This window comes from Vibrio sp. M260121 (assembly GCF_036533715.1).
Taxonomy (GTDB): domain Bacteria; phylum Pseudomonadota; class Gammaproteobacteria; order Enterobacterales; family Vibrionaceae; genus Vibrio.
Window position 1 is genome coordinate 23002 of record NZ_JATABF010000018.1, and the last position, 16198, is coordinate 39199.

Below are 16198 nucleotides of genomic sequence, written 5' to 3' on the forward strand. Positions count from 1 at the left end.
GATGACAATGGATAAATACATCAAACCGTTTAATCAGAAATTGCCACAAACGGCGGAAGGCGTACCAAATAAAAACAGCTTGAACAGCTATTTGCCAATTCGTACTAAAGGTAATGACTTTGATAGCGATGCGGTGATTGGTCTTGTATTGCGTGGATTATTACGTAAGAAGATTGAAGGCTACAAATACGAGGATTTTGTCTCTGACTGTCAGTCTGCGTTTGAAGAGAAGTTAGGCGAAGAAGAGTTTTGGGAAGTACTACGAGAGATGTACTTTGATAACAAAGATATCTTCTCTGTGAGTCCTGAGCTTTTGCTATTTCGTGCGCAAAAAGGTGAGTTTGCAGCAGGCGATTCTCGTGTTGCTTCTATGTTTACCAACTTACTTCAGAACATGCGTGTCGAAGAGTTTGATGCAAAACTCAACTTCATCGAACGAGAGATGCTTTCAACTCTGCGTGGCAAGATGAAGAGCGATTCATCAATGCAAGCAAGTGAGCATCCATACTTGCCATACCTATCTAAAGCATTTCGTGATGATTTGAAGTTTTTGGCAAGTCGACCTAAGTACCTGTTAAGTGAAATCGAATCGTTTTTGTCTTTTTACGGTTTTGCTTACACCGCTCAGTTAAGCCTATCGCTCACAGATTGGCGCTCTGGTGAGGAGCCAACAGCGAAGCCGTTGTACTTCATCATGGATCATGAGCGTGCTAGCAATGAACGTACACACATCAAAAATCACGGTTACAAGCTTTTCAATGAATCGGCGACTCGTTTGTTCCCAATGTTGACAATGCTAGAACTTCTCCAGCCTAGCATGGGTGACAAGAGTGCTGCCAAAGTACCATTGTGGGCGATTTCAAAGGGGATTCAAGAATCCCGCTATGAACACCTAAAGAGTGACTTAGAGAACTTTGCGCGAGCATTTAAAGCTCAGCGTGGACTTGATACATCGCTTGATGAATCGGAATCTGCGCTGGACTGGCTTGGCAACATCATGAAGTTAGCCATGGCACAGTTTAGTATCGGTGAGCGATTCAACATCAACAAAAAATACGTTTCTGAAGTAGAAAAGTATCTTGCTGCTCACTTTATTCAAAGCCGAGGTCGCAGTGGCCGAGTGTTGGTACTTAACCAAGACTACATCATTTTATTAACCAACCTTGTTGTTGGAGAAAAGGACAAACTCCGTTTCCACGAACTGATTGCCGCATTTAAACAACGTGGCATTTTCGTTGATAAACAAACCGAACAAGAACTAATTAAATTCTATGAGCGCATTGGTAACGTTGAGCGCATGAGTGATAGTGGAGACGCAGTTTATGTCCGTAAAACAATTTGAGACCTTTCTAGTTGAGCAGTTTCTGGCTGATGCTGAAGCTCACATCAAGGCAGGCTTCCGTTATCAATTCAAGTCACCAGATAGCGAAAACAGTGTGCGTTTGTACCAAGCGATGATTGCACATTCACAAAGTAGTATTAGTGCGAGCAACGGTATCGAACTGCCATTTATTCAGTTGTCTAACTGTAAGATCGTACCTGTTATTCATAGTGAAGATCCTGCTGAGTACAAAGGCTTTACAGAAAACTATATCTCTCACCTACGTGATGAAGTTGCAAGCCAATCAGGCTATTTGAAGGGCTGCGCGTTGGTGGTAATTCACAATAGCTTGTTGGATACCTTGATTAACTCAGCAGAAGATCTGGCTCAGCTGGGTCAGGTGTGGAGCCCAAGCAAGATCAAAGCGGCGATGAAAGGGCTGATTGATCAACAAGACAAAGGCCGTGATGTGTCTAATTGTCTTTTGGATGACCAGTTTGATGCGATCCTTGAAGATGGCGCGACCATGTTCGGTTTCGAATCACTATACAAAGCTGTGGAAGATGGTGATCTGCGCTTCAATGAGCTTGGTATGTTTGAAGATCCGCTCGTTGCAGAGATGAGTGGTAACCCAAAACAAATTAAAAAACGTTTGGAAGACAACCGTGCACTCTATGAAGAACTTTCTTTTGAAGTGGAACACTTCGGTGATCAGCTTCAGGATCGTTTGAAGTCGTTTGGTGAAAAATTCATTAACGAAAACTTCTCTGAAACTGATGCGTGGAAAGATGTTGAGTTTGAGGCGTTTCTACAAGAGAAAAAACGCAATGCACAGCAGCAACTTGTTCTTGAAGAAGAGCAAGCTAGCGAGGGCATGACTATTACTGCGCGCAACCGTGCAGAAACTAAAGCCGGTATGCGTGATCGCCACCTTATTATTGAGCTTGATGAAGGCGTCAACGACTTTGAATTGAAGTTGATTTTCCAAGGTGCAAGCAATCTAGAAAAGAGCCAGTTTAAAATTCAACCAGCTAAAGCGCTTGGTAATCAAGAAGTGATTTCAACGCTGAATGGCCTGAAGACGACACGAGCAAGTTTGAAAGGGACATACAATAACGAACCGTTGTTCTTCAACTTAGCGCTCAAGCGCGAGAACAAGTCTGAGGTATACAACTTCCGCTGTCTCGTTGTTCGCAAGGGTGAATTTTACATTGAGCCATTCAAAAACATCTTCTTGATCGAGCCAGCACCTGCGAAGCAGCGTTTAACCTTGAACATGGAAGAAAATAAGCTTCAGATTCGAGCTGAAGAGGGTACAGCTTGTTCTTTGACAGATGCAAAACAAGTCGTAGACGTAGCAGAACACTCGCTGGTGGACTTTGAGGCGCTTGCCAATGAAGCGGATGAGATTGACTTTGCTGTTAAATCTGGTGACAACCAACTTAAGTTCAATGTCGAAGGTGCAGTAGCAACAGACTCGTTGAGCTTGCCTTTGCTACTCAACCGAGGCCGTTACCACAAGTTATTCAAAGATGAATACAACGGTGAGTTTTACTCCCAAAAAGGTAAAGTTGGCATCGATAATAGCGAATTTGTTGTACCTGGTGTTCGTTTAAAACTGCTGCGCTGGGAAGAAGCCTTCATCAATGACAAAGTCGTTTCTATTTCTGACTCAGACACAATCAAGTTGGATGATGTACAAGCCATTGATGACGCGATGCATTCATCCTATGTCGAATTGTATGATTACCTTGAGCAGCGCCGCAGTACACCTTCTCTAGCCTCTTGGGGGGATGATTTCACGACGCTTGTACAAAATGTAGTAGATGCCAGTCTTGCTTATTTTGAAGCGATTCCAACGGGCAGTATGCTGACCAAAGAGCAAAAAGCCGCGCTGCAAATTGGTTTGGTTAAATCTGAAGGTGAAGAGTATTACTCTCCGTTCCACCCGTTAATCCTGGCTTACTACCTAAACTTACGCAAAGTGATTCGTGAAGATGAAAGCTTCGCTAGCCTGCCAGATGTGACGTTTGAGCGCCTATCACCAAAAGGCTTGTTGCCATATGTTTATCATCCTCAGCACGAGTTTGCTTACAACCAACAGGTGAAAGAAAACGCATTTTGGATCAAGAGTGTCCCTCAAGAGAAGAGCTCACTGACATTCGTTCGTAAACTCGTCAAAGAAAAAATTGACGAATTCCAAACTGCATTTAATCAATTATTCACAGGTTCTGAAAAGAGCATCATTATTAACGCGGTGAACCAAGACAGTGCTGAAGAGTTGTTCATGGGGCTAGTGGATTACATCCGTAGCAATCAAGAACAAGCGGCTTCGATTCACATCAACCTTTATGATGACAAACTGACGTTCAATGCATTTGACCGCTTTGCAGAAACAGCCAATTACGACGAACTGAAAGAGTGGTTAGAGCTGAACAAAGGTAAAGTACGTGAAGTGGCGGATACCATCATTGATATCCTTCGCACTCGTCTAACCTACAGTAAGTTTACCAATGAGCAGGCGAATAAAGACGGACAGTCATACGCGCACCTATCGTTCTTCCGTAATAACGACAAAGTGGATTGCTCAGACATTGCAATCGAAGACATGGCTTCGGGGATTGCATGTGATGGTCTATTAACGGGTGATGCGTCTGAGAGTAAATCTGGCTCTTACTTTACTGGCTTTGGTTTAAAGGGAACGGATTATCAAGACCATCCACACCTGATGATGGCCAAATATGTTGGCGCTTTACTCAAGCCTGCGTTAAAGCCGAATACGCAATATCACGGTGCAAACGCAGTTGCACTTGCAGTGAGTGAAGATTTTAAAGGTTTGCTAGAGCGCTCATACGACAGCTCCATTTGGACCACCATTATTGATCCAAAAGTGACATTAGACTTCTTCCACAGCAATGAAGATGTGGTGCTGATTCACTATTCCGATCAGTACACCAGCTCATCCAGCTATGATGCGATAACCGTAACCGCACAGCGTGGTCTGTTTGAAAAAGTCATCAAGCAGGGGGATGGTGGCCAAATCAACGAATTCAATGCCTTTAATGGTGACTGGTTGTTGAAGATGATGACCTGCGCGCCAACCATCAACAAAGAGCGCAAAGGTGTTATTGGTGCTTATAAGTTTGTGACCAGCTTAGTGCATAACTCAGATATCACTTGGGTTCCGCTTTCTGTGGCAGAAATGATCCGTGTCTCAGGTAATATCGGCCTGAAAATGTCAGACAGTGAATTCTCGCGTAACGTTCATGGCTACAAAAAAGGTGAGATTTCTGATGATGTGTTGCTTGTTGGCTTTAAAGGGCAAAACATGTACTTGCTACCCGTGGAAGTAAAAACGGGTTCAATTCCTGACTATAAAAAAGCAGTTAAGCAATCAAAAGAGTTGTTGCGTTATCTGAGCGAAGATCTGCTTGGCAATGACAACCTTGCCAGCAAGCTTTACCGCGGCCTGTTCATGCGTCAAGTGCTAATGCAGGTAGACAAGTACCGCTTGTACAACGTGTTCGCTCCAAACTACTTTGACGTACTGCTAGACAACAAAGAAGAGTGGCTGAAAGGCGATTACTCGCTAGCAAAAGTGGCTGATTACCCAGATGGATTTGTTGTTAGCCATCTTGAGGGCGCAAGTTGCTTGCAACCAGAATACCAAATGTTGGAAGGCGTGCTAAAAGTCGACCTTCCGATGGGCTTGCTTCCTCGTTTGGTCGAAACGCCACTTCAAGAAGTGCTTAACGAGTTAGATATCGTCAAGTTATGTCACGTACCGACCGAATACGTTCTAGGTGGAAAAACGCAAGCAGAAGCGCTAGAAGCCGACAGCCAAGCTGATGTTACGAGTGAAAACGTACCCCAAGAAACAGTTGACTCTGAGATTGAGTTAAACACGGAAGCTGAAGCGCGTTGCTCTGAGGTAGAAGAAGAACAAACAGCTCCGGAGAAAGACGTTTCGGTGCAAGGTGCTGAAGCAGTAGATACCTTCAAGTCACAACCATCAGGCACTAACTTAAATGTGCTTTTTGGTCATAATGCTCTAACACAAGCCCCATTGAACTGGGAACCAACTAATACGGCTAAGTTTATGAATACCAACACCGGTATCATAGGCACTATGGGGACGGGTAAAACTCAGTTCACTAAATCGGTGATTACACAGCTTTATCGCAATCGGGCAGACAACGTAAACGGCGCGCCAATTGGCATGCTTATTTTCGACTACAAGTCAGACTATGTGGATGACAAGTTTTTAGATGCCACCAATGCCAAAAAGTACAAGTTGTTTAAGCTGCCATACAACCCGCTGAGCTTGTATGGTGACACGCCAATGCTACCGATTCACACTGCGGCAGGGTTTTCAGAAACCATGTCCCGTGCATACGGGTTAGGCAAAAAGCAGCAGCTTCGCTTGGAGAACCTGATTCTGGAGTCTTACGCGGCATCAGGTATTCACCCTGAAGATCCTTCAACGTGGAACAGACCTGCACCAACGATTGATGACGTTTGGGCTCTATTTCTAGAGCAAGAAAAAGTCGAAGAAGATTCACTCTACGCTGCACTCTCTAAGCTCGCTCGCTTCAAAATTTTTGAGTCAGAGCCAGAGAAAATGACCAGCCTCTATGAGCTGGTGGATGGCATCACGGTGGTTGAGTTAGCGGGTTACCCGTCAGAAATTCAAAATCTGGTTGTTGCGCTGACGTTGGACCTTTTCTACTCGCAAATGCAGAAGAAAGGAAAGCCAGAAGTAGTGGGTGATTTCCGACAAATCACCAAGATGATTCTGGTGGACGAGGCGGATAATTTTATGTCTCAAAACTTCCCAAGTCTTCGCAAAATCCTCAAGGAAGGACGCGAATACGGCGTGGGCGTAATCCTCTCAACACAGGATATTACGCACTTCCAAACTGGGGAAAACGATTATTCAAGTTATGTGCTGACGTGGGTGATCCACCGCGTGGCGAAGATCCGCCCGCAAGAGCTTAAAGCCATGTTTGGTGTCAATGATAAAAATGAGCAGGAGAGGTTGATGGAAACCATCAACAAGCTCGATAAGCATTACAGCTTATATATCGATGGAGCGAAGCAAATCCAGAAAATGCGAGATAGAGCATTCTGGGAGTTGTTGGCATAACACATAGAAAGGCAGTGAACACTGCCTCTTTGTCTCATCTTTTTCATCTGGTTAAGGGTTAATGGATAATTACTACCTTCTTTTACTGGCAATTTTACCACTTGCTTATTTCATTTTTAATAAGCGTAATGATGCTAATGGGAATCAGATACAGGACGAAGAGCCGGCAAATACGGTTCCACTATCTGATATTCAGCAAAAAAAAAGTGTGCCTAAAGATGTTGACACGAGCGTAAGAGATGCAATGCTTCTTGCCGAAGCCGAAGCCGAAGCCGAAGCCGAAGCCGAAGCCGAAGCCGAAGCCGAAGTCGAAGCCCCTCTAATGGTAAGTCAGTTTGGAATACCTGAAAAAGAGCTGGTCACATTGCTACTGATCCAATCTCGCTTAGAGCGTGAGCTCACTGCTGATGAGTTTCTCACCATGAGCGATGATGACTTTCTAGCTATAAAAGGTTTAGGGAGAACTAAGCTTGCACACATCACGACGCTGCGTGACATCTTTTCGGGTGGAAAACGAGCTGTAGCTGAAGATAACCACAATGCAGATGTTCAACTGCCAGTGCAACCAGTGGAAATGCCATCAGATGGCCTTGCACTCTCGCAGCTTGCACTTCCACATGTGTTTAAAGCAACGTGCAATTTGTTGTGCCAGCACCTGGGTGAAGCGTTAACGGTGGGTGAGCTGCGTCAACTTAATGAGCCTGCGCTAAGAGCGATCCCGAGCGTTGGTACGAAAAAGATTGCCGTAATTAAAGAAATGATTGCGTTCATCGATAGCAAGAACTTTGCTGAGATTTCCGCTGAAAATTTCGGAAACACAAGTGGATCCAGACAGCTCTATAGCCAGCGTGAAGATGTGGATCTTGCGACGCTTGAAGAGCTGCTCATTGACGATATCGCTTCATTTTTCAGCACTCTAGGCGAAAGAGATTCTTTCATCTTAGCCGGCCGTTTAGGTTACAAAATGGAATCTATGACGTTGCAAGAAATTGGCGATACATTACCTACGGGTAAGGTTACCCGTGAGCGCGTGCGCCAGCTTCAAGTACGTTTAGAGAAAAATTGGCACGCACATATGCGTGTAGCACCGGTGACATTATGGGTTAATGTGAAGTCTAACCTCAGTGTATTGCGGGCCGAGTTATTTCCTCAGCTTCAACGTAGTTTTAGTAGCAAAAAAGGCTTTTATGAATTTTTGGAGATGAGCTGCGACTTGGTTTCTGGTGGTTTAACCAAAATTGTTTATCCGGATATTTCTGTTTCGGTACTGGACGACTACTGGGCGGAATACTCTTCGCCAGCTGATTTAGAGTCAGTGACCTCTTATTTACAAGACCGACTCGGGCTTGAAAAAGCGGTTGCCGAAAATGCCGTGGCGCATTTAAGTGGTAAGAAACTCGAGTTACTCGGTGAGCTTGTGCTTCCTCTAAACCTTTCAAAGCCACTGGCAATTGCCAATGCATTGATTGACTACCCACAAGGGTTGGCTTGGAAGCAGATTCACAAAAGAACCAATGAAAAAGCGATTTCTCGAGTGAAGTTGTTGGAAGACAGACCAGACCCGAGCATTGGCTATGCGGTGGATTATGGCTGGCTTTACCAAATTGACCGAGGCTCATACCGCCATATTCGCTTTATTAACATTACCGAAGATGACATCAACCATACACTGAGCGGTGTAAAAGCGGTGTTACAACAATCGGCAGCTGAGGGGCGAGAGTCACTCAACCTCTCGGTGGACTACTACCAAGCGAGTGATGAGCAAGTGTTGGATTATTTCACGGTAAGGCACATTGTGCGTACTCACGGTGAACGTGAGGGGATTTTCTTTAATGGCAAGTCAGGTGCTGACACTATTAGCTTGGAACAAGAGTTTAGTTTAGCAGGCCAAGAAAGCGTATTAGAGGCCCTATTTTCGGCCAGTGATAAACCATTAGATAAAGCCTTTATCGCTAGCAAAATTCGCAGCCAGTCGATTGGCCATGCAAGTTTCTATTTAGATAAACTGATTACCAAAGGTGCGGTAGTCCGTGTCGATGAGGCTGCCTACCAAGCCAAAGAGCGTGCTTTTGTTTCAGTGGATGTGCCAGCTATTATGGAGGAGGCAATCAACATCATTGAAAATGAAGAGCGTATCATTGAGGTGGGCATTATTCAGCGCAAGCTCAATAAAGTGTTAGATCTTGATCTAAACAAGTATTTCTACCTGTCGTTGATCAAAAGCTTTCATGTAGAGTTTGGTTATCATTGGCACTTTGCTCATAACCTTGTTTGCAAGCAGGTCTTTGCCTTTGACAGCTTGGCCGATATTTGCCGCCAACTGACTAATGAAACTGATGGCTTTGATGAAGCTGCACAAAAAGTGGCGCAAGTTTGCTTGATTGATGAAGCAAGGTTGAAAGTGGTTTATGGGCAGTTGAATAGCAGATCTGTGCTTTAGCTTAACTACAGATATTTTTGAAAGGTAACAAATGGAAAAAATACCATTGAGCAGGAAGTAACCAGAAGTTTTAGAAAAGCTTGATGAGGTTACTAAGGCAAAAAAAATGCAGAGGTTGTTACTTTACGTGATTGGTATGATACAACCCCTAAACATACTCAGGAAGTTATAGAGTATATGGAAAATTACAAACAGCTCGGGCGGCTAGGTAAAGAGTTACACAATCGTAATATCCCAAGAGTGACAGAAAGGTTTGGTGATGGAATAAGGACGTTAGTTGAAGCTACTTATATTCGAGGTATATTGGATTATTTAGCGCCACTTTGTGCTTTAGCTTGTATTTATAGTAAAAAGAGATAAATGTGATGAACATTACGCCTGAAAGTAAAAGTTTGGAAAAAATACTAAGTGGTTTTGAACGAAGTTACTATGTTCCAGATTATCAACGTGATTACTCTTGGACAACAGACGAAGTCGAGACCCTTTGGATTGACGTTATTAATTCTTATAAGCAGTCTTCTGATTATTTTATGGGAACTGTTGTTCTAAAGAAGTATTCTGATTCAGAGGATTGCTTTGATATAGTTGACGGCCAACAAAGGTTAGCTACTTTTTCAATATTATTTTCAGTAATTGCTAGTATAGGAGAGTGTTTTAAGAATAACTCTAGCATTTTCAAAGATGCTAAAAGAGATTCTGATAGCGAAAAGATAGCTAGAAAAATTGAATCAATAGCATCAGGAAGATTATTGGAAGTTAGTGAGCCAGATAACTATTTTGTTAAGTTGAATAAAAAAAATGATACTTGCTTTCAGTCTATTGTAAGAAACCGTACGCGAGTACTACTTACTGAGGATGAACTTAAGGTCAACAAATCAGATAAAAGATTAGTAAAAACACAAAAGCAATTTTACAAGTTGATATGGAATGACTTAAAGGGTCCTGATGCATTAGAAAATCTAAAGAATATTTTGGTTCATATAGTAAAGAAACTTAAATTTATAACTATTGAAGTTGAAACTGATTATGACGCCTTTCTTTTGTTTGAGTCATTGAACTCAAAAGGGATGGATCTGAGTGTTGCAGATCTTGTTAAAAACAAGATACTTATGCGGTGGAACAACTCTTCTCAGCAAGATTCAAGTGATGAAATTCTACAATCTTGGGACAATATGATTTTTAATATAGAAACTACACGAGTTAGTCCAGTTGAGTTTCTTAGAGTATATTGGGAGTCAATTAAAAACACAAATACTACAAAAAAAGAACTCTATAAGTATATAAGTAGAGATGTGGACGGGTGTAATTTGGATGAGTTGCTGGAATTTTCAAAAGATCTTTTAGAACAATCGGAATATTTGTCTAATTATGCATCAAGAGATCTTGTTTTTCCTGTTTCTTTGCACAAAAAAGAAACCTATATGAGAGTTTTTGGTGATATTAATACCTTGAAATATACGACATGCCTTCCACTTATTATGTATTGCCAAAAGTATCGCCCAGATTTATTAGATGTAATAACAAAGATAAGTTTGTCATTTTTGTTTCGATGGATAACAATTGGTAGTTATTCAGTAGGTGGTGCGAAAAAAGTATTTGATCAGGTCATAGATAACTTAAGAGAGGAAAAAAGTAAATCAGCAGCTTTACTGCCTTTCTTTAGCCATGAGGATAAAATTGGAGATGAAGCATTTAAGGAGACCTTACGGAATTTTAAAATAAAAGATAATAGTATTGCTAAATACATATGGTCAAAGTATGAACTTGATTGTAATAGTAATGAGAAAATTCCAAATTATTCTGAAATCCATTTGGAGCATATTCTCCCACAAAGCCCAGAAAAATGGCAGGAAGCAGGTTTTGAAATGCCAGAGGGTACTACTGTAAAAGATTGGGTTTATCATATAGGAAATATGACGCTTCTCAATAAAAAGCAGAATCAGAAAGATCAAAATAACGTTTTTTCTAAAAAAATTGCTAGTTATCAAGCTTCAAATTTTTCTGAGACAAGGAATATATCTACTCTAGCATGTTGGAAAGTAGACAATATTACTGAAAGAGCTGATAAGTTAAGTACTAAAGCTTGTGAAATTTGGCCTCTTAATATTGATGATATTTGATGGGTAGATTGCGTAGCCATTGGTATTAGTTTTGACTACGCATTTTTTGGGAAAATAATTAGCTGTTTATAAAGATACTGAAAGGTTAACGACAGTTCTATGATTGCGAATAGCCGCTATTCCGTCCTCAACATGTGCTGCCCAAGCTTGTTGGTATTCTTTGCTATCAAGCTTTGGGTAGTATATTTTCAAAACTAACTCAGTAACATCGCTAGTCTCACCAAGCCAAGTATACTTATCCAACACAAGTGAGCCGTCTAGCTTGGCTTCTTGACCTTGGTATCGAAAATCACTTTCTATTGAACGGAAGAAAGCAATACGTGCCGACACGTTTGGAGTGATACCAGTATAGCCCTTCAACTTTTTAAGCTGCTCTTCAGTAGTGCGAGTCAGATTCATACGATTAGGTAGCATTATACAGCCTCCTTAGTTGTTTCTCTCCAGAAGTAACCTTCCTTCAAGGTTGAAGACTTAGTTGTACCGTCAAAACAGATTTCGTAAGTACGAGCAATGTCGTCTTGGATAAGACTTGTGTAGTTTCTATCGATCTCAGTATCGGTCGATAAAATTACAACTTGATGGCTTGCGGTAGGGAAGTAATTTTCTACCAACTTGTCACGATGATGAGAGTCTAAGCGACCTAGCGGTGTATCAATAATAATTGGCAGCTTACGACCAGATGTACGGCCTAGTGCTTCCAGAATCGAGATCGCGTAGATCTGTTTTTCGCCCGCAGACATTGCTTTGCGATTGATCTTAATACCGTGTTCATCGACTAGCTCAACATCAAACGACGCAGGGTTAATTGAAGCGGATAGCTGCAAATCTTCTTTACGAGCCAGCTTTTTGTATGACTGTACGAACTCGTTCTCTAACTGGTTGACGCGAGCTTTAGTTAACTGTTCACCAAATTTCTCAAGCAATAAGATTGAGTTTTGGGCATTGCTAATACTCTGATCTTTATTGGATTGATCTTTATTCTTATCGTGTAGCTTCTGAATTTGACGAGCTGTCTCGAGTGCTTGGCGCAATTCGCGTTTTGCTTCTTCGAGCAAAGCATGGTATTCGATAATCAGCTTTTCTTTTTTCTTATCTAATGCGCGGACGTCCGCAAAAAGCTCTTGCACCTGCTCTTGCTCAGGAGCTCGTGCAATATTGTTTGAGGCGTTGTCTATCTCTTCTTCGACTTTTTCCAAGCGTACTCGTGCTTCATCGAAACGTGAAAAAGATTCTCGAGCCAGATTTGAGAGTTGATAGTCAATAGTATTCGCTTGACGGTCGGAGATATCTAAAAGCAGCTCAGCAGAATCAAATTCACCCACGTGTGCTTTAAAGCTGTCTGCAATCGCACTTTGAGCCATCTCTGTATCGAAACTTGGGTACTTTGAACGCAGTGTTTCTAAGAATGAGTCCAGTTCATTACCAAAGTTCTGTTTCTTCTTAATCTGTTGTTCTTGCTTGATCTGAGTTTGAAGGCGCTGCATTGCATTAGGTGCTAGTGCGAATGGAAGACTTGTCTCCATCTCCATGCGGATTTGCTTTTCAAGCTCTACTTTCTCTTTAAGCAAGCTATCTACTTTTTGTTGCTCATCTTCTCGAGTTTTAGCCCAAGCGCCGCCGTTTTGAGATAACTTATCCTCTAGGCTAAGAATATCTCGTGATACGAGCTCAATTTGTGCGTCAACGATGTCCGCTTCACCACGAAGTTTTTCTGCATTGCGCTCGTGGCTGATACGTTGCTCATCAAGGGAATCCATTTCCTCTTTTATCGATTGGCTTAGTGCACTAGAGCCTTGCTTCTTCAAGAATATATTTAAGTCACTCTTGAGCTTTGCGATAACATCTAAGCCCAATAGTCGACGGACTGCGGTCTTTAACACTGTGCCTGACTCGTCTTCCGCAAGCTCTGCGATTTTTTCACCGTCGAAGAAGAACAAGTCAGCGATGCCTGTAGGGATCAATTCGTTGAGGAAACCCTGGCACTGCTCGTAGTTGAGCTCTGGGATTTGGATGCCATCTTTCTCAAGGCACAGGTTATCTTTCTTACCGCGTTTCCAGCCGCGAATCACTTTATAAGTGTTTTCTTCGCCGTTTTGGCTGTATTTAAACTCAAGCTCAATCGATGCGTTATCTTGAACGCCACCATGGCCAACGCCTTTATGGATAAGTTCGGATAGGGCATCAACGTACTCACCATTTGACAACACTTGGCTAAATGATTGACGGCCAAAAAGAGCGAGTCGCACAGCTGTCAGAATCGATGTTTTACCAGCACCGTTAAGGCCACCAAACAGAATAATTGGTCGTTCGGTTCCTTCAATAGGGCCATTTTTACTCAGACGTGCAGGAGCAGGGCGCAAGTCGATTTCATGTACGCCACGGAACACTCGAAAGTTGTTTAGAGTTAGTTTTGTAATTAACATTTCAGTATTTAGAACTCTTTTTGAAGCAGCTTATCTAGCTCGGCAAGTTGGTCGTTGTAGCGCTCGATCTCTTTTTGGTGAATATCAAACTCAGCTTTACTCTGCAGAGAAGCATGCTTTTGTTTGATCTCTTCCAAGCTACCCCAGTCTCGCTTCAACAGTGACGCGATTTTATTTGAAATACCGCTACGACGGCTTAACCCTTCCATCGAGACTTCTAGCTCGATAAGCTTCATGATCATCTCTGGTTCAATATCAAAGTTGTCACAAAGCTCATGAATGAGCTGTGCGTCATCTTTACCAAAACTTGCGTTATCGTCATATACCCAATCAAGGTCGTAACCATAAACTTCTTTGAAAATAGTAGGCAGAGAGTCGTCCCAGTCTGGCTCATTTGGATCGTGAATCCACTCTTGGCGAATAGCATGAAGTTCAGGTACTGTGATCAGCTCGATCTCTCTTCCTTCAGCTTTAAACTTCTTATCCAGTTCAAGCAACTCGCGCAACCACTGGCGGCGATATTTCAGCCAGTAAGGTCCCGGAACGTGCTTACGTTCGGTTGCGATGTCCTCGCCTTCTTTTGCGTATTGGTAGCTAACTTTACCTGTGCGACGTTTATGGTTTCGGTATTCTTCTTTGTTCGCAGGATCTGTTGTCATTGACAGCTTATTACGAAACTCAAGAAGAGGGGCCATCCATTGCTCACCATTTTGGATAAGACTTTCCATTGCACGGTCTTTCGTTACGACAGTACAGGTCCAGCAACCAAAGCGAGAGTTACCACAAGAGGGTGTTGTCTCATCGATGACCATTGGGCATTCGCCTTGACCAGAAGAGTCTTTGTAGAGATTCCACAGCACAAGGTTTTTGCCACCCCACGGATTTTCCCATTCAAGATCATACTCATCGATCCAAATGTTCTTAGGTCCGTACGGGGTTTGTTTAGTTTCTAGGTGGCAAAGACGCAGTAGCTTCCAAACATCATCTACACCCCATGTATCGATAGGGGTAAAAATAAACGCATTTGCAAGTGTTGTATGGCGGGCTAATCGTGAGCCGTCAATTTTGTGTTTCGCAATGACCTGCGCACGTGATGCACTTTCTTGGCTACGAGAGCCAAGTACTACAATCACTTCATCAAATTGTGAGACTTTAGACTTGATAAAGTCGCTCACTGGGTCAATTTTCATTCGTTCTGTACACCAACGGAAGGAGCGTGTTGGTGCCGGATAGCCTTTACCAAGCAAGTTTGCCCAAAACGTTTGATTGTCTTTAGGGACGACTTTATGGCAAGTGATAGGTAGGTTATCGCGCTTCGCGCCTTTCTCGATAGCGGCTAACGAGTCTTTGATGTGGTTAACAACAACAGGTGTTTCAACAAGTGTGTCTGAAGATACAACAAAAACCGGTTTTTGGCGGTCTTTTGGTTCTAAGCCAAGTAGTGCCAAGTAAACTAACGACATGACTGCTGATGAGTCTTTACCACCGCTGTAGCCAATTACCCATGGGCGTTTGTCAGCACAGTAGACACGCTGCACATCTGCAATGTAGTGGCTTAGTTTGTTATTTGCGAAGTCTTCTGCATTGATAAAGTCTTCGTATTCGGCTAGATCTTCTGCCAGTTTTAGCTCGTGTATCATGATAACTGTTTCTCTAGAGCTTTCTCTTCTGGGGTTAGTGGTAACCCAAGTTCAATTTTTAGTGCGTTGGCAGTAAGTTGAATGTTCTGTGTCGACTTACTTAGTTTGCCGTGGTTCATACTTCGTTTGATCCAGTCCGGATTGGTTTTTAACCAGTTAACTTTGCCCAACTGCTGAAGCTTTTCTTTCCATTGCTTCGGTTCTTGGCACAGTAGGTGTTTACCTAGGACACCAATGGCATGTAACCCGACGCCATGCGCATGTATATATTCTTGGCGAAGTTGTGCTGGGGATACTTCTTTATCAATGACTAGTTGCCAATCTTTGATGTGGCGAGTCACTTCTTCCCAGAATTCAGCTGCAAGTTGCTTTTCTTCTTCGCTGAAGCCGTCCTTAGGACCTTTGCTCAAGAGTGCGCGAGTCGATTGTTTGATGCTACTCAAAGTAAATAGCTTGTTCGACTTAGGGCTGATATTGGATTTCTCCATTTCAGTTAAACCGATGAAAGGCTTAACCTTAGTTGCCAATTCGCGAGCAAGCTCGGAGCTTTCATCTCTATGGTCATACAGCGTACCCAGAGACGGGCTAGGTTTTACCGCGTATTTGTTGAGATCAGCGAACATCTGTTGGCTGCGTGTAAGTCCTTCATCAATGAAGAACAACACTGGGATGTTGTCTTGACCTAAGTCCGGGTTTTCCCTTAAGGCTTCTTCGATTGCTTTACGACGATGTTGCCCATCATTGATCAAGATTTGGGCATCCATAGGAACTTTTAGAGTTCCTAAATTCGGTGCACCATCATGATCTTCGAACGAGATATCTACACCTACAGATACTGTCAACGCAGAAAAAACATAATCTTTTGGGTTATCAAGAAGGTACTTAACCATTTCAGGAATACGAGTTTTGTTCAACGTTCGTTGAGCTCTTAGCTCAGGCGGAACATCGTCTTCGTTGTAACTGAAAATTTTAGGAATGATCCTAAGAGGGCACGTCGCAATGTAAAAGGGACGTCCTGCTTGAATACCTCTGACAGCAGGAAAGGAGTAGCAATAGCCTGAATCTTGATTTTGCATGTGAAACCTAAGTTAGTTTGTTATTTTTTGAC

Annotated in this window: 8 protein-coding genes; 4 read left to right on the forward strand and 4 right to left on the reverse strand. The window is 42.7% G+C overall.

From position 1 onward, the window contains the following. Position 1: 1 nt before the first annotated feature. From dptG to QTO06_RS11835, 4 genes are all read left to right on the forward strand, one after another. Positions 2-1342, forward strand: a complete 1341-nt coding sequence (gene dptG, locus QTO06_RS11820; RefSeq protein WP_331408203.1) for a DNA phosphorothioation-dependent restriction protein DptG — start codon at positions 2-4, stop codon at positions 1340-1342. Next, on the forward strand, positions 1323-6467 hold the full coding sequence (gene dptH, locus QTO06_RS11825; protein WP_331408205.1) for a DNA phosphorothioation-dependent restriction protein DptH: 5145 nt from the start codon (positions 1323-1325) through the stop codon (positions 6465-6467). The genes dptG and dptH overlap by 20 nt, the downstream gene beginning before the upstream one ends. A 61-nt stretch (positions 6468-6528) precedes the next feature. Next, positions 6529-8907, forward strand: a complete 2379-nt coding sequence (locus QTO06_RS11830; protein WP_331408206.1) for a hypothetical protein — start codon at positions 6529-6531, stop codon at positions 8905-8907. Between the two features lie 365 nt (positions 8908-9272). Next, the gene (locus QTO06_RS11835; RefSeq protein ID WP_331408248.1) at positions 9273-11027 is read left to right on the forward strand and encodes a DUF262 domain-containing protein; all 1755 of its coding nucleotides are present in this window, start codon (positions 9273-9275) and stop codon (positions 11025-11027) included. 66 nt (positions 11028-11093) lie between these two features. Here the strand turns inward: QTO06_RS11835 and dndE are convergent, their stop codons facing one another. From dndE to dndB, 4 genes are read right to left on the reverse strand one after another with little or no spacing between them, the layout of a single operon-like run. Beyond that, a complete protein-coding gene (gene dndE / locus QTO06_RS11840) occupies positions 11094-11441 on the reverse strand; it encodes a DNA sulfur modification protein DndE (protein WP_331408207.1) in 348 nt (115 codons plus the stop codon). Further along, entirely contained in the window at positions 11441-13450 is a 2010-nt protein-coding gene (gene dndD / locus QTO06_RS11845; protein ID WP_331408208.1) for a DNA sulfur modification protein DndD, read from the reverse strand. The genes dndE and dndD overlap by 1 nt, the downstream gene beginning before the upstream one ends. Positions 13451-13458: 8 nt before the next feature. Continuing rightward, positions 13459-15090, reverse strand: a complete 1632-nt coding sequence (locus QTO06_RS11850; protein ID WP_021453027.1) for a DNA phosphorothioation system sulfurtransferase DndC — start codon at positions 15088-15090, stop codon at positions 13459-13461. Further along, the gene (dndB, locus tag QTO06_RS11855; protein WP_025541728.1) at positions 15087-16166 is read right to left on the reverse strand and encodes a DNA sulfur modification protein DndB; all 1080 of its coding nucleotides are present in this window, start codon (positions 16164-16166) and stop codon (positions 15087-15089) included. The genes QTO06_RS11850 and dndB overlap by 4 nt, the downstream gene beginning before the upstream one ends. Between the last annotated feature and the right edge of the window lie 32 nt (positions 16167-16198).